The organism is Amycolatopsis sp. NPDC114478, assembly GCF_055633805.1.
Genome location: NZ_JBVKDO010000008.1, coordinates 1 through 24,310, shown reverse-complemented (window position 1 = coordinate 24,310; position 24,310 = coordinate 1). Strand labels below are relative to the sequence as shown.

Annotated in this window: 24 protein-coding genes; 15 read left to right on the top strand and 9 right to left on the bottom strand. The window is 72.5% G+C overall.

Annotated elements, in window-relative coordinates; genetic code table 11:
* Positions 1-47 precede the first annotated feature (47 nt).
* The 6 genes from mihF to ACZ7OH_RS22905 all read left to right on the top strand — a co-directional run bounded on the left by mihF (position 48) and on the right by ACZ7OH_RS22905 (position 5,977).
* Positions 48-365, top strand: a complete 318-nt coding sequence (gene mihF / locus ACZ7OH_RS22930; RefSeq protein WP_003096398.1) for an integration host factor, actinobacterial type — start codon at positions 48-50, stop codon at positions 363-365.
* A complete protein-coding gene (gmk, locus tag ACZ7OH_RS22925; RefSeq protein ID WP_470282628.1) occupies positions 362-1,015 on the top strand; it encodes a guanylate kinase in 654 nt (217 codons plus the stop codon). Before mihF ends, gmk begins: the two co-directional genes overlap by 4 nt.
* Complete coding sequence (gene rpoZ, locus ACZ7OH_RS22920; RefSeq protein WP_470282627.1) at positions 1,012-1,281, top strand: DNA-directed RNA polymerase subunit omega; 270 nt, start codon at positions 1,012-1,014, stop codon at positions 1,279-1,281. Before gmk ends, rpoZ begins: the two co-directional genes overlap by 4 nt.
* Positions 1,274-2,494: a bifunctional phosphopantothenoylcysteine decarboxylase/phosphopantothenate--cysteine ligase CoaBC gene (gene coaBC / locus ACZ7OH_RS22915; RefSeq protein WP_470282626.1), complete on the top strand. Its 1,221-nt coding sequence runs from the start codon at positions 1,274-1,276 to the stop codon at positions 2,492-2,494. The genes rpoZ and coaBC overlap by 8 nt, the downstream gene beginning before the upstream one ends.
* Before the next feature lie 93 nt (positions 2,495-2,587).
* Entirely contained in the window at positions 2,588-3,790 is a 1,203-nt protein-coding gene (gene metK, locus ACZ7OH_RS22910; RefSeq protein ID WP_470282881.1) for a methionine adenosyltransferase, read from the top strand.
* A 90-nt stretch (positions 3,791-3,880) separates the two neighbouring features.
* Positions 3,881-5,977, top strand: a complete 2,097-nt coding sequence (locus ACZ7OH_RS22905) for a primosomal protein N' (protein ID WP_470282625.1) — start codon at positions 3,881-3,883, stop codon at positions 5,975-5,977.
* Positions 5,978-6,034: 57 nt separating this feature from the next.
* On the opposite strand, the gene ACZ7OH_RS22900 is transcribed toward ACZ7OH_RS22905, so the two are convergent.
* From ACZ7OH_RS22900 to ACZ7OH_RS22890, 3 genes are all read right to left on the bottom strand, one after another.
* Entirely contained in the window at positions 6,035-7,381 is a 1,347-nt protein-coding gene (locus tag ACZ7OH_RS22900; protein WP_470282624.1) for a pyroglutamyl-peptidase I, read from the bottom strand.
* 79 nt (positions 7,382-7,460) lie between these two features.
* The gene (locus tag ACZ7OH_RS22895; protein WP_470282623.1) at positions 7,461-8,357 is read right to left on the bottom strand and encodes a YncE family protein; all 897 of its coding nucleotides are present in this window, start codon (positions 8,355-8,357) and stop codon (positions 7,461-7,463) included.
* A gap of 243 nt (positions 8,358-8,600) precedes the next feature.
* Positions 8,601-9,398 (bottom strand): lysozyme, encoded by a 798-nt coding sequence (locus ACZ7OH_RS22890; protein WP_470282622.1) that lies wholly within the window; start codon positions 9,396-9,398, stop codon positions 8,601-8,603.
* A 214-nt stretch (positions 9,399-9,612) separates the two neighbouring features.
* On the opposite strand from ACZ7OH_RS22890, the gene ggt reads away from it, so the two are divergent.
* Complete coding sequence (ggt, locus tag ACZ7OH_RS22885) at positions 9,613-11,415, top strand: gamma-glutamyltransferase (RefSeq protein ID WP_470282621.1); 1,803 nt, start codon at positions 9,613-9,615, stop codon at positions 11,413-11,415.
* A gap of 34 nt (positions 11,416-11,449) precedes the next feature.
* Here ggt and ACZ7OH_RS22880 read toward each other — a convergent pair whose 3' ends face one another.
* Entirely contained in the window at positions 11,450-12,394 is a 945-nt protein-coding gene (locus tag ACZ7OH_RS22880; protein WP_470282620.1) for a GNAT family N-acetyltransferase, read from the bottom strand.
* Positions 12,395-12,531: 137 nt separating this feature from the next.
* On the opposite strand from ACZ7OH_RS22880, the gene fmt reads away from it, so the two are divergent.
* The 3 genes from fmt to ACZ7OH_RS22865 are packed head-to-tail and all read left to right on the top strand — an operon-like array spanning position 12,532 to position 15,373.
* Positions 12,532-13,458 (top strand): methionyl-tRNA formyltransferase, encoded by a 927-nt coding sequence (gene fmt / locus ACZ7OH_RS22875; protein WP_470282619.1) that lies wholly within the window; start codon positions 12,532-12,534, stop codon positions 13,456-13,458.
* Entirely contained in the window at positions 13,455-14,879 is a 1,425-nt protein-coding gene (locus ACZ7OH_RS22870; protein WP_470282618.1) for an RsmB/NOP family class I SAM-dependent RNA methyltransferase, read from the top strand. The genes fmt and ACZ7OH_RS22870 overlap by 4 nt, the downstream gene beginning before the upstream one ends.
* The gene (locus ACZ7OH_RS22865; protein WP_470282617.1) at positions 14,876-15,373 is read left to right on the top strand and encodes a flavoprotein; all 498 of its coding nucleotides are present in this window, start codon (positions 14,876-14,878) and stop codon (positions 15,371-15,373) included. Before ACZ7OH_RS22870 ends, ACZ7OH_RS22865 begins: the two co-directional genes overlap by 4 nt.
* 5 nt (positions 15,374-15,378) lie before the next feature.
* Here ACZ7OH_RS22865 and ACZ7OH_RS22860 read toward each other — a convergent pair whose 3' ends face one another.
* From ACZ7OH_RS22860 to ACZ7OH_RS22845, 4 genes are all read right to left on the bottom strand, one after another.
* On the bottom strand, positions 15,379-16,461 hold the full coding sequence (locus tag ACZ7OH_RS22860) for a serine hydrolase domain-containing protein (RefSeq protein ID WP_470282616.1): 1,083 nt from the start codon (positions 16,459-16,461) through the stop codon (positions 15,379-15,381).
* A 102-nt stretch (positions 16,462-16,563) separates the two neighbouring features.
* The gene (gene phoA, locus ACZ7OH_RS22855; RefSeq protein WP_470282615.1) at positions 16,564-17,958 is read right to left on the bottom strand and encodes an alkaline phosphatase; all 1,395 of its coding nucleotides are present in this window, start codon (positions 17,956-17,958) and stop codon (positions 16,564-16,566) included.
* 157 nt (positions 17,959-18,115) lie between these two features.
* Positions 18,116-18,775 carry a response regulator transcription factor gene (locus ACZ7OH_RS22850; protein WP_470282614.1) on the bottom strand — a complete coding sequence of 220 codons (660 nt, stop codon included), beginning with the start codon at positions 18,773-18,775 and terminating at the stop codon, positions 18,116-18,118.
* Positions 18,772-19,971 (bottom strand): sensor histidine kinase, encoded by a 1,200-nt coding sequence (locus tag ACZ7OH_RS22845; protein WP_470282613.1) that lies wholly within the window; start codon positions 19,969-19,971, stop codon positions 18,772-18,774. The genes ACZ7OH_RS22850 and ACZ7OH_RS22845 overlap by 4 nt, the downstream gene beginning before the upstream one ends.
* A 121-nt stretch (positions 19,972-20,092) precedes the next feature.
* Between ACZ7OH_RS22845 and rpe the strand changes: the two genes are divergently transcribed.
* The 5 genes from rpe to ACZ7OH_RS22820 all read left to right on the top strand — a co-directional run bounded on the left by rpe (position 20,093) and on the right by ACZ7OH_RS22820 (position 23,735).
* Positions 20,093-20,764 (top strand): ribulose-phosphate 3-epimerase, encoded by a 672-nt coding sequence (rpe, locus tag ACZ7OH_RS22840; protein WP_470282880.1) that lies wholly within the window; start codon positions 20,093-20,095, stop codon positions 20,762-20,764.
* 79 nt (positions 20,765-20,843) lie between these two features.
* Positions 20,844-21,476, top strand: a complete 633-nt coding sequence (locus ACZ7OH_RS22835) for a riboflavin synthase (RefSeq protein ID WP_470282612.1) — start codon at positions 20,844-20,846, stop codon at positions 21,474-21,476.
* A 56-nt stretch (positions 21,477-21,532) separates the two neighbouring features.
* Positions 21,533-22,801, top strand: coding sequence for a bifunctional 3,4-dihydroxy-2-butanone-4-phosphate synthase/GTP cyclohydrolase II (locus tag ACZ7OH_RS22830; protein ID WP_470282879.1), 1,269 nt, complete (start codon positions 21,533-21,535; stop codon positions 22,799-22,801).
* The gene (gene ribH, locus ACZ7OH_RS22825) at positions 22,798-23,304 is read left to right on the top strand and encodes a 6,7-dimethyl-8-ribityllumazine synthase (RefSeq protein ID WP_400890004.1); all 507 of its coding nucleotides are present in this window, start codon (positions 22,798-22,800) and stop codon (positions 23,302-23,304) included. Before ACZ7OH_RS22830 ends, ribH begins: the two co-directional genes overlap by 4 nt.
* A gap of 35 nt (positions 23,305-23,339) precedes the next feature.
* Positions 23,340-23,735 (top strand): PH domain-containing protein, encoded by a 396-nt coding sequence (locus tag ACZ7OH_RS22820; RefSeq protein ID WP_400893362.1) that lies wholly within the window; start codon positions 23,340-23,342, stop codon positions 23,733-23,735.
* Here the strand turns inward: ACZ7OH_RS22820 and ACZ7OH_RS22815 are convergent.
* A partial coding sequence (locus tag ACZ7OH_RS22815; protein ID WP_470282611.1) for an integrase core domain-containing protein occupies positions 23,732-24,310 on the bottom strand: 579 nt, incomplete at its 5' end. The two genes, ACZ7OH_RS22820 and ACZ7OH_RS22815, sit on opposite strands and share 4 nt — an antisense overlap.

Sequence of the window (24,310 nt, the reverse complement as noted above, 5' to 3'; positions counted from 1 at the left end):
GTACCGTCGCGTCACCCACCCAGATTTGAGAACTACCGGAGGAAAACGTGGCACTTCCCCAGCTGACAGAGGAACAGCGCGCTGCGGCGCTGGAGAAGGCCGCCGCCGCTCGCCGCATCCGTGCTGAGCTGAAGGAGCGGCTGAAGCGGGGCGGTACCACTCTGGTCGACGTGCTGAAGCAGGCCGAGGAGAACGAAGTCCTCGGCAAGATGAAGGTTTCGGCTCTGCTCGAGGCCCTACCGGGCGTCGGCAAGGTCCGCGCGCAGCAGACCATGGAACGACTGGAGATCGCCCCCAGCCGTCGCCTTCGCGGCCTCGGCGACCGGCAGCGCAAGGCGCTGCTGGCCGAGTTCAGCGGCGAGTGAACGGCGCCGGTCGTGACTACCCGGTGAACCCGGGCACCGACCGCGGCAGTGAGCCGGTGGCGGGGGACATCCCCCGGCACCGGCTCACCGTCGTATCGGGGCCTTCGGGGGTCGGGAAGTCGAGCGTGGTGGGCGAGCTGCGGAAGCTGGAGCCCGACGTCTGGTTCAGCGTCTCGGTGACCACGCGCAAGGCACGCCCCGGTGAGATCGACGGGGCGCACTACCACTTCGTCGACCGGGTGGAGTTCGACGCCATGGTCGCCGACGGCAGGCTGCTGGAGTGGGCCGAGTTCGCGGGCAACCGCTACGGCACCCCGCGCGAGCCCGTCGAGAAGGCCCTCGCCGAGGGCCGCCCGGCCGTCCTGGAGATCGAGCTGCAGGGCGCCCGCCAGGTCCGCGCGGCGATGCCGGAGGCCCGGCTGGTGATGCTGATGCCGCCGTCCTGGGAGGAACTGGTCGGCCGGCTCACCGGGCGCGGCACCGAAAGCGAGGCCGCGGTGCAGGCCCGGCTGGCCGAAGCGGAGCGCGAGCTGGCGGCGGCGGGGGAGTTCGACCACCGCCTCGTCAACGCCGACGTGCGGGAGGCGGCCGAGCACTTGCTAAACTTGATAACTGATCAGTCTTCCGACGAATCGGAGCACCACGCGTGACCACCCAGATCGCCTTGACCGAAGAGCTCGAGGGCATCACCAACCCCCCGATCGACGACCTGCTCGAGAAGGTCAGCTCGAAGTACGCGCTGGTGATCTACTCGGCCAAGCGCGCCCGCCAGATCAACGACTACTACGCCCAGCTGGGCGAGGGTTTGCTCGAGTACGTCGGCCCGCTCGTCGAGCCGGGCCCGCGCGAGAAGCCGCTCTCGATCGCGCTGCGCGAGATCCACGGCGGCCTGCTCGAGCACACCGAGGGTGAGTAAACCCAAGGTCGTCCTGGGCGTGGGCGGCGGGATCGCCGCCTACAAGGCCTGTGAGGTCCTGCGCGGGCTGACCGAGTCCGGTCACGACGTCCGCGTGGTCCCCACGGAAGCCGCGCTGAACTTCGTCGGCGCGGCGACTTTCGAAGCCCTCTCCGGGCACCCGGTGCACACGGGCGTGTTCACCGAGGTGCCCGAGGTCCAGCACGTCCGCGTCGGCAAGGAAGCCGACCTCGTCCTGGTCGTCCCGGCCACGGCGAACCTCCTCGCCAAGGCCGCCCACGGCCTCGCCGACGACCTGCTGACGAACACCCTGCTCACCGCCCGGTGCCCGGTCGCCTTCTTCCCGGCGATGCACACGGAGATGTGGGAGCACCCCGCGACCCGCGACAACGTGGCCCTGCTGCGCTCGCGCGGCGCCATCGTCACCGAGCCCGACTCGGGCCGGTTGACCGGCGTCGACACCGGCAAGGGCCGCCTCGCGAACCCCGCCGAGATCGTCGACCTCGCCAAGCTGCTGCTGGCCCGCCCGGACGCCCTCCCGCGCGACCTCGAAGGCGTCCGCGTCGTCGTGTCGGCCGGCGGCACGCGCGAGCCCCTCGACCCGGTCCGCTACCTCGGCAACCGCTCGTCCGGCAAGCAGGGCTACGCGCTGGCCCGCGTCGCCGCCCAGCGCGGCGCCCGGGTCACCCTGGTCACCGCGCACACCGTCGCGCTGCCCGACCCGGCGGGCGCGACCGTGGAGCATGTCTCGACGGCCGAGGAGCTGCGTCAGGCGGTGCACGCGGCGTCGGAAAGCGCCGACGTCGTCGTGATGGCCGCCGCCGTCGCCGACTTCCGGCCGGCGAACCGGGCCGACCACAAGATCAAGAAGTCGGACGACCAGCCCGACCCGGTGATCACGCTCGACCGCAACGCCGACATCCTCGCCGAATTGGTGCGAAACCGGCGTCCCGGTCAGGTCGTCGTGGGATTCGCCGCGGAAACCGGGGACGAGCACGGCGACGTCCTCGACCACGCCCGCGTGAAGCTCAAGCGAAAAGGCGCGGATCTGCTGGTGGTGAACGCCGTCGGCGACGGGAAGGCGTTCGGCACGGAGGACAATTCGGGCTGGCTGCTCGGGTCCGACGGCACGGAAATCCCTATACCTCTGGGCGCGAAGGCTGAACTGGCGTCCACTCTGTGGGACGCTGTTGTGAGCTTCATGAAGCGTTGACCGTCCTCCGAGCGATAGTCAGTACGCTTGCACAGGTAAGGGGTGCCTAACTTTCGGGGCATCCGACGACAAGGTGAGGAAGTGACGGCCACCGTGACCGCGTCTAGCAGCAGATTGTTCACCTCGGAGTCGGTGACCGAAGGGCACCCCGACAAGATTTGCGACGCCATCAGCGACTCGATCCTCGACGGCCTGCTGTCGAAGGACCCGCGCAGCCGCGTCGCGGTCGAAACCCTGATCACCACCGGCCAGGTGCACGTCGCCGGCGAGGTGACCACGGAGGCGTACGCCGACATCCCCACGATCGTCCGCGACGTCATCCTGAAGATCGGCTACGACTCCTCGGCCAAGGGCTTCGACGGCAACTCCTGCGGCGTCAACGTCGCGATCGGCTCCCAGTCGGCCGACATCGCGCAGGGCGTCGACACCGCCTACGAGTCGCGGGTCGAGTCCGACGAGGACGAGATCAACCGCCAGGGCGCCGGCGACCAGGGCCTGATGTTCGGCTACGCCTGCTCCGACACCCCCGAGCTGATGCCGCTGCCGATCGCGCTCGCGCACCGGCTCTCGAAGCGGCTGACCGCGGTCCGCAAGGACGGCGTGCTGCCGTACCTGCGCCCGGACGGCAAGACCCAGGTCACCATCGAGTACGCCGGCGACCAGCCGGTCCGGCTCGACACGGTCGTCGTGTCCTCGCAGCACGCCGACGGCATCGACCTCGACCGGATGCTCAGCGTCGACGTCAAGGAGCACGTCGTCGGCCCCGAGCTCGACGGCCTGGGCATCGACACCTCCGGCGCGCGGCTGCTGGTCAACCCGACCGGCCGGTTCGTCATCGGCGGCCCGATGGGCGACGCGGGCTTGACCGGCCGCAAGATCATCGTCGACACCTACGGCGGCATGGCCCGCCACGGTGGCGGCGCGTTCTCCGGCAAGGACCCGTCGAAGGTCGACCGTTCCGCCGCGTACGCGATGCGCTGGGTGGCCAAGAACGTCGTCGCGGCGGGCCTGGCCTCCCGCACCGAGGTGCAGGTCGCGTACGCGATCGGCAAGGCGGCCCCGGTCGGCCTGTTCGTCGAGACGTTCGGGACCGAGACGGTCGACCCGTCGAAGATCCAGCAGGCCATCACCGAGGTCTTCGACCTGCGGCCCGCCGCGATCATCCGCGACCTCGACCTGCTGCGCCCGATCTACGCCCCGACGGCGGCGTACGGCCACTTCGGCCGGCCCGAGCTCGACCTGCCGTGGGAGAGCACGGCCCGCGCCGAGGCCCTGAAGGCCGCGGCCGGCGCCTGACGCACGATCCGGTGAAGGCCCACCCCGAGCAGCGCGGGGTGGGCCTTCCTGGCGTCCGGGCTGTCGGAGGGGTCTGGTAGAGATCGTGGCGTGAGTAGCTCCGAGCCCGCCGCTCTCTGGGACCTCCCGGAGACGCCGCCTGCCCCCGAGGCGGCCCCCTCGCGTGCCCGGAAACCGCCGAAGCCGGGCGCGAAGGCCAAGGGCGCGCAAAAGCCCGCGCCCGAGCGGCCGGTCGCGCGGATCGTCGTCGACATCCCCCTCGCGCACCTGGACCGCACGTTCGACTACCTCGTGCCGGAGAAGCTGCACGAGACCGCCGTGCCCGGGTGCCGGGTGCGCGTCCGGTTCGCCGGGCAGCTCGTCGACGGCTACCTGATCGAGCGCGGCGAGACCAGCGACTACGGCAGCAAGCTGGCGTTCCTCGACCGCGTCACCTCGCCGGAGCCGGTGCTGCCGCCGTCGCTGCACGCGCTCTGCCGGGCGGTCGCCGACCGCTACGGCGGCACGCTGTCCGACGTCCTGCGCCTGGCGATCCCGCCCCGGCACGCGAAGGCCGAAGGGGAGCCGGCCGTGGCGCCGGCGGCTCCTCCGGACGCGCCCGATACGACGGCCTGGGCGCGCTACCAGCGCGGTCCGGCGTTCCTGGAGGCCCTGGGGGAGGGGAAGCCCGCGAACGCCGTCTGGCAGGCCCTACCGGGCGAGGACTGGCCGAGCCGGCTGGCCGAGGCCGCCGGCGTGGTGGCCGCGTCGGGCCGGGGCGCGGTGCTGGTGGTGCCGGACCACCGCGACCTGACCCGGGTCCACGACGCGTGCGCGGCGGTCGTGGGGGAGGACGCCGTCGTGGCGCTGATCGCCGGCCTCGGGCCCGCGGAGCGCTACCGGCGCTGGCTGGCGGTGCTGCGCGGCGCGGTGCGGGTGGTGGTCGGCACGCGGGCGGCGATGTTCGCGCCGGTCCACGACCCGGGCCTGTTCGTCGTCTGGGACGACGGCGACGACCTGCACCTCGACCAGCACGCGCCGTACCCGCACGTGCGGGACGTGCTGATGGACCGCGCGCACGCGGCGAAGGCGTCGCTGCTGGTCGGCGGGTTCGCTCGGACGGCCGAGGCGCAGCTGCTGGTCGAGTCGGGCTGGGCCGCGCCGGTGCTGGCCGACCGCACGGTGCTGCGGTCCGCGGCCCCGCGCGTCACACCGGTCGGCGAAGACTTCGACGTGGCCCGCGACGAGGCGGCGCGGGTGGCGCGCCTGCCGGCGGTGGCGTTCGAAGCGGCGCGCCAGGCGTTCGCGGCGGGCCACCCGGCACTGATCCAGGTCCCGCGGCGCGGGTACGTCCCGGGTCTGGCCTGCGGAAACTGCCGAACGCCGGCCCACTGCCGCCGGTGCGCGGGGCCGTTGGCGCTGCCGGGCGGTTCGGTGGACGGGCAGCCGAAGCCCCCGGCGTGCCGCTGGTGCGGCGTCCCGGAGACGGCGTTCCGCTGCACGGCGTGCGGCTCGGTGCGGCTGCGCGCGGTGATCGTCGGCGCGAAGCGGACGGCGGAGGAGCTGGGGCGGGCGTTCCCGGGCATCCCGGTCCGCACGTCGGGAGCGGCGGAGGTGCTGGCGTCGGTCCCCGGCAAGCCGGCACTGGTGGTGTGCACGCCGGGGGCGGAGCCGGTGGCCGAAGGCGGCTACGGCGCGGCTCTGCTGCTGGACGGCTGGGCATTGCTGGGCCGCCAGGACTTGCGAGCGGGCGAGGAGACGCTGCGCCGCTGGATGGCGGCGGCGGCGTTGGTGCGCCCGGGTTCTTCCGGCGGCCGGGTGATCGTGGGGGCGGAGGCGGGGTTGGCGGTGGTCCAGGCGTTGGTCCGTTGGGATCCGGCGTGGCACGCGGGACAGGAACTGGCGGAGCGACGCGAGCTGGGCTTCCCGCCCGCGATGCGGATGGCGAGCGTGGAGGGAAGCCCGGACGCGGTGGCCGCGCTGCTGGCGGACTTGCCGTTGCCCCCGTCCGGCGAGGTACTCGGTCCGGTGCCGCTGGGAGAGGTGGACGAAGAGGGCAACGCTGCTCGCGAGCGGGCGCTGGTCAGGGTTTCCCGCGCCGAGGGCAAGGCGCTGTCGTCGGCGATCCACGCGGCGGCCGCCCGGCGGGACGCGAAGAAGGCCACGGAACCGATTCGCATCCAGCTGGACCCGCTGGACCTGATTTAGCCGTTCCGCCTCGCTCGCGCGCGGGAATCCGTTGGCGTGCGGGCGGAACGGGCCGGATCAGCGGTCCAACACCGTGCCCGGCAACGACTCCAGCGCCGCCCGCGGGGATTCCGTTGCCTGAGGCGGGTTCGCCGGCCGGGAGCCGTCGGCGGCCGCCGTTGTCAACGCGATCACCTGGGCCGCGATCGCTTGCCGCCGCTCCTCGAACGCGGGGTCCGTCAACGCCGCCGGGTCCGCCGGCTGGCCCAGCACCGGCGTGTGCAGGTGCCCGCCCGCCACCGACGTCAACCCGAGCCCGAGCCGGATCCGGTTCGCGCGGAACATCGATTCGTTGGACAGGTAGTTGCCGCCGCCACCGGACTGTGCGATTTCGCCCGGCAACGGAGCGTCCGAGCGGCACACCGGCGTCCCCACGCCCGGGTGCGCGGAATCCGGCCACACGCAGAACGCCTGGTTGAAGTTGACCGGGTACGCGCCCGGCACCTCGAGCATCTTCTGGTAAGGCAACGTCGTCTCGATGAACTGGACGTCCGGCTGCGGCCAGCCTGCCGCCGGGGGCACGCCGCCCGTCACCGACGCGTTGTTGTTGTCCGGGAAGCCGCCGCGCCACGCTCCCGCCCAGCGCTCGATGTCGAACCGGCCGGGGCGGCCCTGGCTGATCGTCATGACCACGTCCGGCCGCCGCGCGCGGTCGCGCAACGCCGTTCCGTAGGCCGCTTCGACGATCCCTTCGTCGAAATACCCCCACACCACGGGGAAACTCACCGCCTGCACGACCGCCCGGCCGGACGGCGTGTCCAGGACGCGCCCGTCCAGCTGCAGCGCCGACGCCCCCGCCGGGTTGGAGATGGACAGGCCGCGGCCGTCGAGCTGGAACGGGTCGAACCCGCTGACCATGATCCGCCGCGTCGGCCCGAGCGGGAACCGGACGTCGTCGAGGCCGCGCGAACCGCGGTCGAACGCCGTCAGCAGCGCGTCCCGCCGTGTGGGGAACGCCGGCGTCCACTGGCGGATCGCGCTGCTGAGCTGCAGCCGCGCCCAGTACAGCGGCCGGTCGTCGAACCGGTCCCAGGCGCCGAGGTCCGGCCGCCGGCCCTGCGCGCGGTCGACGGCCGTCCGCCACAGCCGATCACCGGCTTGCGTGACGACGCGTTCGGCCCGGCGCGGCGTCCGCGCCGCGCAGAGGTCGTGCTTCACCTCGGCGACGAAGGGATCGAGGCCGGCCAGCCGCACGAGCTCCGGGCCGACGGCGGGCCCACCCGCGGGCAGCGACGCGGTCAGGCGCTGTTCCTCGACGGTGAGGGGCGCGGCGGAGTCGAAGCACCCGGGCGCGGCGGCGGCCACCCCGGGGGAGGCGAACAGCGGAACGGCGGCGAGCAGGGGGAGCAGAGCGGTCAGGCGCACGGGTTTCCCTCCACGGCGTGGGTGACGCGGTCGAGTCTTCCGTCGACCGCGCCGGCCGCGTAACCCGCGGAAGTCGGGATCAGCGATTCGCGATGACCGAGAGGGTGTCGGTCTTGCTGCTCGTCACGTAGGCGTGGTGGGTGACCGGGTCGACCGCAATCGAGGTCGGGTACTGGCCCACCGGCACTGTTGCGATGACCGAGTAGTTCACCGTGTCGACCACCGAGACCGAGGTATCGGAGCTCCCCACGTACAAAACGCGGCGACCGGGGTCGACGGCGAGACGGCCGGGTTGGCCGGGGATCGCGACTGTTGCTGTGACGACGTTCTCGGCACCGTCGATGACGGAGATGGTGTTGTCACCGTGGTTGGAGACGAAGGCGGTGTGCGTGTCCGGTGCGACGGCGATGCTGCTGGCGTTGCGCCCGACTGGAATGGTCTTCCGCACCGAGCGGGCGATTCCGTCGATGACGGTGACGCTACCGGCTTGGTTCACGCAATACACCAAGTGCGTCGTGGGATCGACGGCGATGTCCATCGGGCTTTCCCCCGCCGGGAGCACGGCCGAAACCGTGTTGCTCCGCTCGTCGATCACCGAGACGGTGTTGTCACCGTGGTTGGCGACGTAGAGCACGTGTTCGCCAGGATCGTCGTCGGTGGCGTAGGGGGCGGAGCCCACGGGAATGTCGGCCGTGACGGCTCCCTTTTCGGCGTTGATCACGCTGACCCCGCCACGGGCTTCCTCGGAGTAGTGCGGCAGGTAGACGGAGTGCGTCAGCGGATCGACCGTGATGTCGAGGACGGTGTCAGTTCCGACCTGCGCCGGAAACGACGACAACCGCCTGGTGCTGTCGACGTCGAACGTCGTTACGCTGCGACTGGAGTCCATGGCGTCGTCGGCGGCGAAAACCCTTCGCAGGGTGGGATCGACGGTGACGCCGAACGGTTGACGTCCGGCGGCGACTGCGGCGATCACCTCGTACCTCACGGGAGCGCGGGTCGGCCGCTCCGGATCCGTCGCGGGCAGGTGAGGGCGCACAGGCCGTTGCGGTGACGACCAGCACGAAGGTGACCAGACACCCGGCCGGGGTCGATGTCCTGCCCGGAAAGAACCGTCGGCTTCGCATGGCGTCGGTGTGGCCGGCGAGCCTGACGGTGCTACGGCGGCGACCGGTGTCGGGTCGGGAGCACACACAGCGCGTGCTCCCGACCACTGGAATCAGCCGGTCGCGAGGACCTTCAACCGCGTGATGTCCGCGCTGAACTGGTCCTGGTCAATGGGCGAAGAGCTGTACTGCCAGAACGTATAGAACCCCCAGTTGTACGGCAGCGTCCCCGCCGAGGACGCGTACCGCGCCACCCACAGGGGGTTCGTCGAGCTGAAGTCGCCCGTGTTGGCGGTGCACTGGCTCCACCAGCTCGTTGCCGTGTAGATCACCGGCCAGCGGGTTGTCTTCGCGTGGTACTCGTCGCTGAACGCCTTGATCCACGCCACCATCTGGGCCGGCGTCTTGCCGTAGCACGCGTTGTTCGGGCCCCACTCGATGTCGAGTGTGCCCGGGAGCGTTTTGCCGTCCTTCGACCAGCCGCCGCCGTGGGCGACGAAATAGTCCGCCTGGGCCGCGCCGCCCGAGGTGTCCGGGCGGCCGTAGTGGTACGCGCCACGGATCATGCCGACGTTGTACGAGCCCGTGTACTGCTGGCTGAAGTACGCGTTCTGGTAGCCGGTGCCCTCGGTCGCCTTGACGTAGGCGAACTTCTTGCCCGCGCTCCAGTACGACGCCCAGTTGACGTTGCCCTGGTAGGAGCTGACGTCGATGCCCGGGACGCTCGCGTCGACCGACGCGGGCAGGAGCCCTCCCGAAGCCACTCCGTCGTGGGCGCGGATCGACGCGCCCATCTCGTGGTTGTCCGGGTCCGGCGCCGCCGACGCGCCGGGGGCGGTCACGGCCAGCAGGGAGGCCGAAACCGCGACAGCGGCGCCGAGCAGGCGGCGCCATCTCCGTGGTGCAGTCATCTTCGGTTGTTCCTTTCGGTTGCCCTCGCGAACGCGCGGTGTGCAGGCCGCGCGGCATGATTCTGTTACAGCGAGTACCACAACGTCACTGCTCCATGTGAAGCAATTTCGAAGTCTGGGGAAACTTGTAAAATTTTGGCAAACCGGGCGAATCCGCCCGATCCGCGCCTTTGGCGTCTTGAAGGCGCTTGATCCGAGGGGCAGACTCGCCCGCATGCCGCCGCTCAGACGCCGCCGAGTCCTCGTCCTCGCCGCCACCGCCGCGCTCGCCTCCACCGTCGTCGCGGCGGGGCCGGCCTCCGCCGCCACCCCGACGCCGAAGTCCCCGGTCGCGGTCGGGTTCGGGGGCGCCGTGGCCAGCATCGACGCCGATGCCACCGCGATCGGCACCAAGGTCCTGCGCGACGGTGGGAACGCCGTCGACGCGGCCGTCGCTGTCGCCGCCGCCCTCGGCGTCACCGACCCGTTCTCCGCCGGCGTCGGCGGCGGCGGGTTCTTCGTCTACTACGACGCGAAGACCCACCGCGTCCACACGCTCGACGGCCGGGAGACCGCGCCGAAGACCGCCGACGCGAACCTCTTCGTCGAGAACGGCCAGCCGCTGCCGTTCGCCGACGCCGTCACGAGCGGGCTCAGCGTCGGCGTCCCCGGCACGCCCGCGACCTGGTCCGAGGCCCTGCGCAAGTGGGGGACGCGCTCACTGGCGAAGTCGCTGAAGCCCGCGGAAGACCTGGCGCGCAAGGGATTCGTCGTCGACCAGACGTTCCAGACGCAGGTCTCGAACAACGCCGCGCGGTTCGCCGCGTTCCCCTCGACGCGGTCGCTGTACCTGCCCGGCGGCGCGCCGCCGGTGCCCGGGACCGTCTTCCGCAACCCCGACCTCGCGGACACGTACGCGCAGCTCGAGCGCCAGGGCGTCGACGCGCTGTACCGCGGCCCGATCGGCGCCGACGTCGCGAAGACCGTCCAGCAGCCGCCGAAGGACCCCGCTTCGACGCTGAACGTGCGCCCCGGCAAGCTGAGCACCGCGGACCTCGCCGCCTACCGCGCCATCGAGCGCGACCCGACCCACGTGCGTTACGAGGGCCTCGACGTCTACGGCATGCCGGCGCCGTCCTCCGGCGGGCTCACCGTCGGCGAGGCCCTCAACATCCTCGAGAACTTCGACCTGAAGCACGCGAGCAAGGCCGACTACCTGCAGTACTTCCTGGAGTCGACGCGGTTCGCCTTCGCCGACCGCAACCGCTGGATCGGCGACCCGGCCGTGATCGACGTCCCGGCCAAGGAGCTGCTGAGCCAGCGCTTCGCCGACACCCGCGCGTGCCTGATCTCGAAGGACAAGGCCGCGACCAGCCCGGTCGCCCCGGCCGACCCGAAGCACCCCACGCCGTGCGCGGCGGGCACGACGGCCGCGCCGACGCCGTACGAGGGCGAGAACACCACGCACCTGACGGTCGCCGACAAGTGGGGCAACGTCGTCGCCTACACGTTGACCATCGAGCAGGAGGGCGGCAGCGGGATCGTCGTGCCGGGTCGCGGGTTCCTGCTCAACAACGAGCTGACCGACTTCTCGTTCACGCCGGTGACGCCGGGCGTGCCCGACCCGAACCTGCCCGGCCCGGGCAAGCGGCCGCGCTCGTCGATGGCGCCGACGATCGTGCTCGACCACGGCCGCCCGTTCTTCGCGACGGGCTCGCCGGGCGGCGCGTCGATCATCACGACGGTGCTGCAGGTGATCCTCGGCCGCCTCGACCGCGGGCTGTCCCTGGAGGACGCGATCGCGGCGCCGCGGGCGTCGCAGCGGAACTCGGCGGCCGCCCAGGTCGAGCAGGCGTTCCTGGACCAGCCGGAGACCGCGGACCTGAAGGCCCGCGGCCAGCGCTTCTCGACGGCCCCGGCGGAGATCGGCGCGGCCACCGGCGTCGAGCACCTGCGCGACGGCCGCTGGCTGGCGGCGGCGGAACCGGTCCGCCGCGGCCAGGGCGCGGCGCAGGTGGTGTGGCCGGCCCACTGGTAGCGCGGAGGCCCTGGGCCGGCGGGCGACCGCCGGCTCAGGGTTCGAGCGCCCAGCGGATGTACCGCGTCTTCGGCACGAACCCGGCCTTCTCGAACACCCCGGAAGCCCCGGACGGGCTCGCCGAGTCGACGACCAGGCTCGCCCGGTCGTAACCCTGCTCCGCCGCGGCGCGCAACGCGTGCGCCAGCAGCGCGCCGGCGATGCCGCGCTTGCGGTGCTCGGGGAGCGTCCCGACGACCATGAAGTGCGCGTCGCGGATCCCGGTGGCCTCGGTGTCGGCGTCCCACGACAGCGTCACCAGCAGGCCCGCCGGCGTCCCGTCCGCGTCCCGGAACAGGAAGCTGACCTCGGGGCGGAACGTCTGGTTGACGATCTTGTTCCGCCACATGTCCGGCGGCATCGGCACGGCGCCCCAGTGGTCCTCGAAAGCCGCGTTCCGGACCCGCCGGAAGTCCTCGTCGGTCTCCGCCGACCACGGCTCGATCCGCGCTCGCACCGGCGAGACGTCCCGCAGCGGGTGCTCCATGCGCCGGAAGTACCGGACCGGCGCGAAGCCCCGGGACCGCATCAGCTCGCCCAGCCCGGCGATGTGCCCGGGCCGGTGGACGTCCACCGCGAGCCGCAGGCCCGGGTGGTGCCGGGCGTGCAGGACCTTCGCGGCGGCGACCCCGGCCTCGACGAGCCTGGTGCCGATACCGCGGCGACGATGGCCGGGATGGACGCCGCCGTCCAGGAAGACCCGGTGCACCTCCTGCGCGGCCGGCTTGAAGCGGATCTTCATGAAGCCGATCATGACGTCGCCGTCGAAGGCCGCGAGGCTGCCGCGCTCCAGGTCGGCGTACGGGTCGGCCAGCTCCTGGAGGGTGTCTTCGGCGGTGTAGTGCTCGCCGATCCCGTCCACGGATTCCATGGCGTTGAGCAGGTCGGCCGCCGCCTGGGCGTCTTCGCGGGTGAGCGGGCGCCACGTCAGTCCGTGCATACCGGCGACGCTAACCGGGCCCCGGCGGGCTGTCGCCTCGTTTACCGGCGGGCGCGGGCGCGCCGCGATCACGGGGGCCTTCTAGACTCAGGCGCGATGTTCCAGCCACCTGAACCCTCCCCACCGGGGGTGGGCCGATGAAGCTCGTCTTCGCCGGCACCCCCGAGCCGGCCGTCCCCGCGCTGCGCGCCCTGCTCGACTCCGGCCGCCACGAGGTCGTCGCCGTCGTCACCCGGCCCGACGCCCAGGCCGGGCGCGGCCGCCGCGTCGTCCGGTCGCCGGTCGGCGCCCTCGCCGACGAGCACGGCATCGAGGTCCTGACGCCCGCGCGCGCCGGCGACCCGGCCTTCCTCGCGCGCCTGACCGAACTGGCGCCGGACGCCTGTCCCGTCGTCGCCTACGGCGCGCTGCTGCCGCAGGCCGCACTCGACATCCCGCGCCTCGGCTGGGTGAACCTGCACTTCTCGCTGCTGCCCGCGTGGCGGGGCGCGGCGCCGGTGCAGGCCGCCATCCGCGCCGGCGACGAGATCACCGGCGCCTCGACGTTCCGGATCGTCAAGGAGCTGGACGCGGGCCCGGTCTACGGCGTCGTCACCGAGGCGATCGGCGCGACCGACACCGCGGGCGGCCTGCTCGGGCGGCTCGCGGAGTCCGGGGCCAAGCTCCTGCTGTCCACCATGGACGGTCTGGCCGACGGCAGCCTGGTCGCCCGCGACCAGCCCGCCGAGGGCGTCAGCTACGCGCCGAAGGTGACGGTCGAGGACGCGCGCGTGTCCTTCGCCGACCCGGCCTCGGCGGTCGACCGGCAGATCCGGTCGGTCACCCCGGACCCGGGCGCGTGGGCGGAGTTCCGCGGGGAACGGCTGAAGCTCGGCCCGGTCACGGTGCTCGACGAACCCGGCCCGCCGCCGGGCGAGATCGTGGTCGAACGCAAGCGGGTGCTGGTCGGGACGGCGACAAAGCCGTTGCGGCTCGGCGAGGTCCAGGCACCCGGCAAGAAACGGATGGCGGCCACCGACTGGGCTCGCGGATCACGCATCGAGCAGGGAGAACGCCTCCGGTGAACGACCACAGGGAACGACGTCCGTCGCGGCCGCAACGGGGCCGCCCCGCACCGCGCAAGGAAGGCCCGCGTCGCCCGCCGGCGGTGGACGCGCCCCGGCAGGCCGCGTTCGACGTCCTCGCGGCCGTGCGCACGAAGGACGCGTACGCCAACCTCGTCCTGCCCGACCTGCTGCGCGAGCGGCGGATCACCGGCCGCGACGCGGCACTGGCCACCGAACTCGCGTACGGCGCGTCGCGGGCCCAGGGCCTGCTCGACGCCGTCATCGCGGCCTGCGCCGAGCGCCCGCTGTCGCAGACCGACCCGGCGGTGCTCGACGCGCTGCGCCTCGGCGCCTACCAGCTGCTGCGCACGCGCATCCCCGAGCACGCCGCCGTGACGTCCACTGTGGACCTCGTGCGCGCGGAGGCCGGTTCGTGGGCCACCGGTTTCGCCAACGCGATCATGCGCAAGGTGTCCGAAAAGGACGAAGCCGCGTGGCTGGACGAGCTGGCGCCGGACGACTCCACCGACCCGATCGGCGCCTACGCGCTGCGCACCGCGCACCCGCGCTGGATCGCCCGGTCGTTCGCCGAAGCGCTGGGGGACAAGGGCGAGGGCCTCAAGGCCGCGCTCGAAGCCGACGACGCCCGGCCCGAGGTGCACCTGGTCGCCCGGCCGGGCGAGATCAGCGCCGACGAGCTGGCCGCGATCACCGGCGGCGACCCGGCGCCGTACTCGCCCTACGGCGTCCGCCTGCCCGCGGGCGCCGGCGACCCGGCCGACGCCGAGCCGGTCCGCGAGCGGCTGGCCGCCGTCCAGGACGAGGGCAGCCAGCTGTGTGCGATCGCCGCGACGAAGGTGCCCGTCGAAGGCACCGACGAGCGGTGGCTCGACCTGTGCGCCGGCCCCGGCGGCAAGGCCGCGCTGCTCGGCGCGCTGGCGGCGCTGAGCGGGGCGACCGTGGACGCCGTCGAGAAGGCTCCGCACCGCGCGAAGCTCGTCGAGAAGGCCACGGGCGGCCTGCCGGTGAAGGTGCACGTCGCCGACGGCCGCGAGTCCGGGCTGGAGCCGGGCTACGACCGGATCCTGGTGGACGCGCCGTGCAGCGGGCTCGGCGCCCTGCGGCGGCGGCCGGAGGCGCGGTGGCGCCGTCAGCCGTCCGACGTCGCGGACCTGACGAAGCTGCAGGGCGAGCTGCTGGCCGCGGCTTACGAGCTGCTGCGGCCCGGCGGCGCGCTGACGTACGTCGTCTGCTCGCCGCACCTGGCCGAGACCGAGGGCGTGTTCGGCGAGACGGCGCGGCGGCTGAAGGCCGAGGTGCTGGACGCGCGCGAGCTGTTCCCGGGCGTGCCGGAGCTGGGCGACGGGCCGTACGTGCAGCTGTGGCCGCACCGCCACGGCACCGACGCGATGTTCTGCGCCGTGCTCCGCAAGCCGTGAGGGATCTCGGGCTGGTGGCCGGCTCGTGCGGCGGGCTGGACACCCGCTTCGCCGCCGAGCTGGTCCGGCCCGCGGCCGAGCGCGGCTGGCGCCCGGCGATCACGTTGACGCCGACGGCTTCGCGCTGGCTGGAGTCGACGGGTGGGCTGGCCGAGGTGGCCGCTTGCTGCGACTTGCCGGTGCGGAGCGTCTCGCGGTTGCCGGGCGAGCCGCGGCCGCACCCGGACCCGTCGGTGTTCCTGTTCGCGCCGGCGTCGGCCAATTCGGTGGCCAAGCTGGCGCTGGGGATCGCGGACAACCAGGCGCTGACGGTGCTGGGAGATGTCTTGGGCGCGCCGGGGATCACGATGGTGGTGGCGTACCAGATCCAGGAGACGCGGGTGTTCCACCCGGCGTGGCAGCGCCACCTCGACACCCTCGCGGGAGCCGGGGTGACGCTGCACCGGCTGGACATCGGGCGCCCGTGGACCGAGGCCCTCGACCTGCTGCCCTGAGGTCGTTATGAACACACCGCCGCGTCGGTCGCGGCCAGCAGGTGGCCGTTCGTCTCGGCCGGGGTGGGGTTCTCGTTCAGCACCACCGTCACCCGGCGGCCGCCCGGACCGACGCCGGCCAGGTTCGTGAAGCCGATGATCCCGCCCTCGTGCCCCCAGAACTCCCCGCACGACAACGGGATGCTGCCCAACCCCAGCCCGTACCGAGCTCCCGGCACGCCGAGCTCAGCAGGCACCGTCCGCCGCATCTCGGCCAGCTCCGCCGGGCGCAACAGGCGTCCTCCCAGCAGGGCTCCGTAGAACCGGTCCAGGTCGGCCGGGGTCGAGACCAGGCCGCCCGCCGCCCCGGCGATCGTCGCGTCGAAGTCGCTGAAATCCACCAGATCCGGCGTGTAGCCCACCGCGTGCGGGTCCGGCAGCCGCTCGTCTCCGCGGCGCGGCAAGTACGTGTCGCGCAGGCTGAGCGGGCGGGTGATCCGCTGGGCGATCAGATCGCTCAGCGCGTGCCCGGTGACCTTCTCGGCGAGCATCCCGGCCACGATGTAGTTCGTGTTGGAGTACGACCAGCTCGTGCCCGGCGGGAACAACGCCGGGTGCTTCAGCGCCATCGCCACCAGCTCGGCCGGCTCGGCGCCGCGGTGGCGCAGGGCTTCCGGATCCGACAGGTCCAGGTCGTCGGTGTAGTTGTAGAGGCCGCTCATGTGCTGCAGCAGCTGCCGGACCGTGATCCGCCGATCCGGCAGCAACCCCGGCAGGTACCGCGAAACCGGCGCGTCCAGCTTGACCCGGCCTTCGCCGACGAGCTGCAGCACGACCGTGGCCACGAACGACTTGGTGACGCTGCCCGCCCGGAAAGAACCGTTGCGCGGGAACGGTTTCCCCGTCTTGACGTCGCCCACGCCGCTGCGTACCACCCGCGTCCGGTGGCCGTCCTGGATCACCGCCTCGGCGCCCGGTACGCCGTCCTGGGCGGTGAGGACGTCCAAGCTCCCCTGCACCGAACCGGCGGCGAGCGCCGGCGCCGCCGTGGTCGCCGCGAGCAGCACGACCAGCGTGCCGGCGGCGGCGATCCGCACTGACTTCCGCATGAAAGAACCCCCTGGTGTCTCGGTACTCCCACGCTAGGGAGCCGGGACACCAGGGGGCATGGGGCAGGCCGCCGGAACCCTCCGGGGGCCTGCCCCACCGGGTCAGCGCAGCTTGAGTGCGCGCTTGAGGGTGCCGAACAGGTCGGTCTGGTTGGTCAGCCCGACGATGTTGGCCGCCTGCGGGCCGAGGCCCGCGATGCGCACCTGGGTACCGGTGTGCGACTGCGAGCCGCCGGCCTCCGCGGTGCCGTAGGCCAGGGTCATGTTCGCGCCCTCGTTGGTGATGAGCGTCGCGGTCAGGCCCGGGGTGGCGGTGGGCTCGACGATCTGGCTGCTGTGGCCGTGGTCGGCCGTCACCAGCACCAGGGTGTCCGGGTGGCTGCGGGCGAACGCCGTGCCCGCCGCGATGGCCGCGTCGAAGTCGATCGTTTCGCCGATCTGGCCGCACGGGTCGGCCGCGTGGTCCTGCTTGTCGATGCTCGCGCCCTCGACCTGCAGGAAGAAGCCCTTGTCGCTGCGGCGGTCGTCGAGCAGCTCGATCGCCTTGCGGGTCTGGTCGGCCAGCTTCGGCTGGGTCGACGGCAGCTTCGGGTTCGGGGTGCAGCGGGTCGGCGCGGTGCCGCCGTGCACGGCCGCGGGGCCGGTCCAGTTGACCGGCATGTTGCCGTCGGCGAACAGGCCGAGGACCGGCTTGCCCTTCGGCGCCTTCGCCAGGTCGGCCGCGGTGTTCACGACGTTGTAGCCGGCCGCCTTGGCCTGGTCGAGCACGGGCTTGCCCTTGAACTTGCCGGTCGTCGCGGGCTGGTTGAAGTACTTCGCGCCGCCACCCAGCAGGACGTCGGGGCGGGTCTGCACCAGCTGCTCGGAGATCGAGCCGAGGCCGCCGTTCTCCTTGGCGTTCTTCGCGCACTTCGCGGTCGTCTCGACCGGGCCCTTGCAGTCGCGGCTGACGACGTGCGCGCCGAGCACGGCCGGAGTCGCGTCCTGGACCTCGGCGGTGGTGACGTCGCCGGTGCGAAGTCCGTTGCGCTTGGCGATCTCCAGGATCGTCGGGACGTCGTTGCCGTACGCGTCGACGGAGATGGCGCCGTTGTAGGTCTTGGTGCCGGTGGCCCAGCCGGTGCCGGACGCGGCCGAGTCGGTCACGTAGTTCGGCTTGGCCGGGTTGTTCTGCTCGACGGCGTACGTCGTGTAGTCGCCGGTCAGCGGCAGCTCGTCCATGGCGAGCCGGCCCGCGGCGCCGCGCTCGTAGTTGCGGGCGGCGGTGATCTCGGACTGGCCCATGCCGTCGCCGAGGAACAGGATCACGTTGCGGGCGTGCCCACCCTGGATCGCGGAGCGGACGTCGTTGGTGCGGTCACCGGTACCGGCCGACGAGCGCGCGTCGGCGTTGTCGGAACCGCTGGTGGCGAAGGCGACCGGGGCGGCGGCGACCAATGCGGCGCCGAGTGCGCCCGCGACCAGCCACCGGCGGCGGCCGGCGAACAGCGAAGCCATGTTTCTCCTCATTGGGGGACTTCGGGGGATAACTGCCCGGATTTCGGACAAGCGCTATTAGTCCTTCTGCATGTGTGGTGCGAAGAGACTGAAGGTGACCGCCGGGTGGCCGCTGATCGAACTCATGGCTTCCCGCGGGTGACCGGAAGCACGTCGGTCATCGACCGGCGAGGTGCCCCGGCCGGACGACGCCCGATTCGTACGCCATGACCACTGCCTGGCTGCGGTTGGCCGCGCCGAGCTTGCCGAAGACGTTGCCCACGTGGGTCTTCACGGTCTCGAGGCTGATCACCAGCTCGGCGGCGATGTCCTGGTTGGACAGCCCGCGCGCGACCAGCCGGAGCACCTCGGCTTCGCGCCGGGTGAGCGTTTTCGCGGCCCGCGCGTACCGCCCGCCGGCCGCCCGGCCGGCCACCAGCCGCCGGATCGCCTCGGGGAACAGCAGCGACTCCCCGGTCGCGACGGTCCGGACGGCGTGCGCGATCTCCTCCTTGCGCGCCCGCTTCAGCAGGAACCCGCTCGCGCCGGCCAGCAGCGCCTCGTGCACGTAGTCGTCGTTGTCGAACGTCGTGACGACGAGGACCTTCGGCGGCTCGGCCAGCTCGGCGAGCAGCTGCCGGGTCGCCTCGATGCCGTCCGTGCCGGGCATCCGGACGTCCATCAGCACGACGTCCGGCCGGGTGCGGCGCACCGCGGGCAGCACTTCGGCGCCGTCGGCCGCTTCGCCGACCACGGGGATGCCCTGCTGCTCCAGCAGCGCCCGCAGGCCGGTGCGGACCAGCGGCTCGTCGTCGGCGAGCAGGACGGTGGGCGTCACGCGCCCGCCCGCAGCGGGATCGTCGCGGACAGCCGCCACCGCGGCCCGTCCGGGCCCGCGTCGAGCTCGCCGCGCAGGGCTTCGACGCGCTCGGCGAGCCCGGCCAGCCCGCGCCGCCCCGGCCGCGGCCCGACGCCGGGCAGCGCGTTGACGACGGCGATCGCGAGCTGCTCCGGCCCGGCTTCGACGCGGACCTCGACGGCGCCCGGGCCGGCGTGGCGCAGCGCGTTGGTCAAGCCTTCCTGGACGATCCGGTACCCCTCGCGCGACACGGCGGCGGGCAGCGCGGCGACCGGCCCGGTGACGGTCAGATGGACGTCGATCCCGGCTTCGCGGGCGCGCACGGCGAGGACGTCCACCTCGGCGAGCGTCCGGGTGGGCTCCTTCGCCGCCGGTTCCTCGCGCAGCAGGCCGAGAACGTGGTCGAGGTCCTCGAGGGCGGATCGGGAGGCTTCTTCGATCGTGCCGAGCGCACGCCGCACCTGGGCCGGGTCGGCCTCGACCAGCTCGGCCGCCGCGGCTGCCTGGATGGTCGACGTCGTCAGCGTGTGCCCGATCGAGTCGTGCAGCTCGCGGGCCAGCCGGTTGCGCTGGGCGAGCACGGCGGCGCGGCGCTCGGCGAGCGCCGCGCGTTCGGTGTCGGACGGTCCGAGCAGCGCCTCCGCGCCGGCCCGGAACGCGCGGGTGGCGCCCGCGATCAGCACGAACGTGCCGAAGAGCAGTACGAGGCCGAACGGGACCGTCCACCCGCCGAGCGGGACGTCGTCCCAGAACAGGCTGATCCGGTCCTGCCCGCCGGCCAGCCACACCGCGGGGACCAGCAGGCCGAGCCCGAGGAACGCGAGCGCGGTGAGCAGCACGCCGCTCAGCAGCGTGTGCAGGGCGAGCCACAGCCCCGAGCGCAGCCGCGAGCCCGCGTCGGGGCGCCCGGCCGGTGCCGGGACGGTGGTCCCGAGCAGGAGGTTCGCCAGCCCGATCCCCGCGCGCCGCACCGGCCCCAGCAGGCCCAGCAGGCCCGTGAGCGCCGCCATCGCCACCAGGGCGAGCAGCGCCCGCACCCGCGAATCGGCTTCGACGGACACCGCCGCGGCGAAGGCGAAGGGGGACACCGGCATCATCACCAGGGCACCCGCGACGGCGAACGGGAGGGCGCGGTAGCTGCCGAGCCTCGCCAGGGAGCGGAAGAATCCGGACATGCGGCGAGCGTAGGGCGGCCGGTGTGGCCGCCGCCTCCCTCCGCGGAGCCAGATCCTGGTCACAACCGGTTAGTGAGCGTTAGCACGCTCCTCCTACACTCAGGACGTGGCAGACCGACCCCTGATCGCCCCCAGCATCCTGTCCGCGGACTTCGCCCGGCTCGGCGAGGAGATCGCCGCCGTCGCCGGCGCCGGGGAGACCCGCGCCGACTGGGTCCACGTCGACGTCATGGACGCGCACTTCGTGCCCAACCTGACCCTCGGCCTGCCCGTGGTGAAGGCGCTGCTGAAGAGCACCGACGTGCCGATCGACTGCCACCTGATGATCGACGACCCGGACCGCTGGGCGATCGGCTACGCCGAGGCCGGCGCCTACAACGTCACCGTGCACGCCGAGGCCGCGAAAGACCCGGTCGCGCTGGCCAAGAACCTGCGCGCCGCGGGCGCGAAGGCCGGCCTGTCCCTCAAGCCGGGCACCGCGCTCGAGCCGTGGCTGGACGTCCTCAAGCACTACGACACGCTGCTGATCATGTCCGTCGAGCCGGGCTTCGGCGGCCAGTCGTTCATCGCCGAGGTCCTGGACAAGGTCCGCGCCGCGCGGCGGCTCGTCGACACCGGGCACCTGAAGCTGGTCGTCGAGATCGACGGCGGGATCAACACCGACACCATCGAGCAGGCCGCCGAAGCGGGCGTCGACTGCTTCGTCGCGGGTTCGGCCGTCTACGGCGCCGGCGACCCGGGCAAGGCGGTCGCCGCGCTGCGCGAGCAGGCGGCCCGCGGCCGGGCGGGCTGACCTCGCGGCGGCACCGGGGAAGCCCCGGCGCCGCGGCGGGTGTTGGATGGGAAGACCGGCTCACAAGGAGGCAGCGGACGTGTTCACCGGCATAGTCGAGGAGATCGGCGAGGTCACCGCGGTCGAGCAGCTGACCAACGCGGCACGGCTGCGCGTACGCGGCCCGCTGGTCACCAGCGACGCCGGGCACGGCGACTCGATCGCGGTCAGCGGGGTGTGCCTCACGGTCGTCGAGGTGGCTGGCGGCGAGTTCACCGTCGACGTCGTGAACGAGACGCTGCAGCGCTCGAGCCTGGCAAAGGTCGCGACCGGCGACCGGGTCAACCTGGAACGCGCCACGCCCGCGGGCGGACGGCTCGGCGGGCACATCATGCAGGGCCACGTCGACGGCACCGGGACGTACCTCGGCCGCGACGAGAACGGCGTCACGACCTTCTCGCTGCCCGCGCACCTCGCGCGGTACGTGGTCGAGAAGGGCTCGATCGCGGTCGACGGGATCTCCCTGACCGTCGCCGCCGTCACCGACGACCGGTTCCAGGTGGCGTTGATCCCGACCACGCTCGAAGCGACCACCCTCGGCGGCCGGGAAGCCGGCGACCAGGTCAACCTCGAGGTCGATGTGGTCGCGAAGTACGTGGAGAAGCTGGCCGAGGCACACATCCGCGACCAGGTGCAGAATCGGGACGGCGGCGGCACGGAGGAGCGGTCATGAGTGAGTCGAGTGCGGCAGAGCCCGAAGCGGGCTGGACCCCCTGCGGCACCGGGGCGATGTTCGACGCCGACGCCATCGAACGGGCGATCGCGGACGTCGCGGCGGGCCGGCCGGTCGTCGTGGTCGACGACGAAGACCGCGAGAACGAGGGCGACCTCATCTTCGCCGCGGAGAAGGCGACGCCGGAGCTGCTGGCGTTCATGGTCCGCTACACGTCGGGCTACGTCTGCGTGGCGCTGACCGAGGCCGAGGCCGACCGGCTGGACCTGCCGCCGATGTACCACACCAACCAGGACGCGCGCGGGACCGCGTACAGCGTCACGGTCGACGCCGCCGAGGGCATCAGCACCGGCATCTCCGCCGCCGACCGCGCGCACACGATCCGGCTGCTGGCCGACCCCGCGTCCACGGCGAAGGACTTCCGGCGCCCCGGGCACGTCGTGCCGCTGCGGGCGAAGGAGGGCGGCGTGCTGCGGCGCCCCGGGCACACCGAGGCGTCGGTCGACCTGGCCCGGATGGCCGGGCTCGCCCCCGCCGGCGTGCTCTGCGAAATCGTGTCGCAGAAGGACGAAGGCGACATGGCGCGCCGCGACGAGCTCGAGGTGTTCGCCGCCGACCACGACCTCGCGATCATCACCATCGCCGACCTGATCGCCTACCGCCGCCGCACCGAGAAGCAGGTCGAGCGCGTCGCCGAGGCGCGGATCCCGCTGGCCGCGGGCACGTTCCGCGCGGTCGGCTACGACTCGCTGCTGGACGGCATCGAGCACGTCGCGTTCGTCTACGGCGAGATCGGCGACGGCCAGGACATCCTGGTGCGCGTCCACTCCGAGTGCCTGACCGGCGACGTCTTCGGCTCGCTGCGCTGCGACTGCGGCCCGCAGCTGGAAGCGGCCCTGGAAGCGGTGGCGGCCGAGGGCCGCGGCGTCGTGCTCTACATCCGCGGCCACGAGGGCCGCGGCATCGGGCTGCTGCACAAGCTGCAGGCCTACCAGCTGCAGGACGACGGCGCCGACACCGTCGACGCGAACCTCGCCCTCGGCGTCCCGGCCGACGCCCGTGACTACGGCACCGGCGCGCAGATCCTGTGCGACCTCGGCGTCCGCACCATGCGGCTGCTGTCGAACAACCCGGCCAAGCGGATCGGCCTGGAGGGCTACGGCCTGCGCGTCACCGGGCGGGTGCCGCTGCCGATCTCGCCGAACCCGGAGAACCTGCGCTACCTGCGCACCAAGCGCGACCGGATGGGCCACGACCTGGCCCAGCTGGAGCACTACGACCAGGTCGGCGCCGGCACCGAGCACGCGGATGGAGGACCACAGTGAGCGGTGACGGCCGTCCGGACGTTTCCCTGGACCTGACCGGCTGCAAGTCCCTCAAGCTCGGCATCGTGGCCACGAAGTGGAACTCGGACATCACCGACGTCCTCCTGGAGCGGGCGCTGGTGGCGGCCCGTGAGGCGGAGCTGGAGGAGGACCCGACGGTCGTCCACGTCGCGGGCGCGATCGAGCTGCCGGTGGTGGTGCAGGCGCTGGCCCGCAACCACGACGCGGTGGTGGCGCTGGGCGTGGTCATCCGCGGCGGCACCCCGCACTTCGAGTACGTGTGCGACGCGGTGACGGCGGGCCTGACCCGGGTGGCGCTCGACGAGAGCACCCCGGTCGGCAACGGCGTCCTGACGTGCGACACGCACGAGCAGGCGGTCGACCGGTCGGGCCGCCCGGGCGCGAAGGAAGACAAGGGCTACGAGGCGACGGTGGCGGCCCTGGACACGGCCCACGTGCTGCGGAGCCTGCGCCAGCCGTGGACCGAGCGGGGTTTCGTGTGACGCTCTTGGTGATCCGCCCGCGCCGTGCGCTGATCATGTGCAGCGTGCTGGCGGTGGCGCTGCTGGCGGTGTTCGTGGTGGTGGCGGTGCTGCTGCGCAACGGCGACACGGGCGTCCACTTCCAGCGGTCCGACCAGGCGGCGATGATCGGCATCGGCATCCTGCTGGCGTGCGGCGTGATGCTGTTCGCGATCGCCCGGGTCCGCGCGGACGAAGAGGGCATCGAGGTCCGGAACGTGCTCGTCACCCGCCGGTTCGCCTGGCAGGAAGTGCTTTCGGTGAGCTTCCCGGACGGCGCCTCGTGGGCACGGCTGGAACTGCCGGACGACGAGTACCACGCGGTGATGGCGATCCAGGCCGTGGACCGGGCCCGCGCGGTGGAAGCGGTGCGGGCATTGCGAAAACTGCACCGCGCAGCCACCGGCGGCTAGCTGTACTGCTGTTTCAGGTCGTTGACACCCTGGGATGGGGGTTGGGTTTTCTGTAGCAGCCTCTCATATGGGGTCTGGCCGGCCAGGCTCCCGTGCGGGCGGTGGTAGTTGTAGTAGTCCTCCCACTCTTTGAGCTTGTCGTTGAACGCTCCGATGTCGCCGAGGACGACGCCGTCGAGCAGGCGGTAGAACTCTTCGGCGTCGATGCGATGCGAACGCTCGACCTTCCCGTTGAGTCGCGGTGTGGCGGGCCTGATGTAGACGTGCCCGATGCCCTGGTCGAGCAGGTGCCAGTGGAATGCGGACTGGAACTCGGCGCCGTTGTCGGTCTGGATCTTCTCGACCTGGAACGGCAACCGGGACAGCACATAGTCCAGGAACTGGATCGCGGTCTTCTGATCGGAACGGGGGTAGATCCGCAAGATCCGCAGACGGGTGCAGTCGTCGATCGCGGTGTACTGGTAGTACCGCTTCTTCCGACCGGCGTCGTCGGTGATCGGTTCGACGAACTTGACGTCGATCTGCAGCTGGTGGCCGGGACGCTGCTTCTCATACCGCTTCCACCGCTGCTGGTG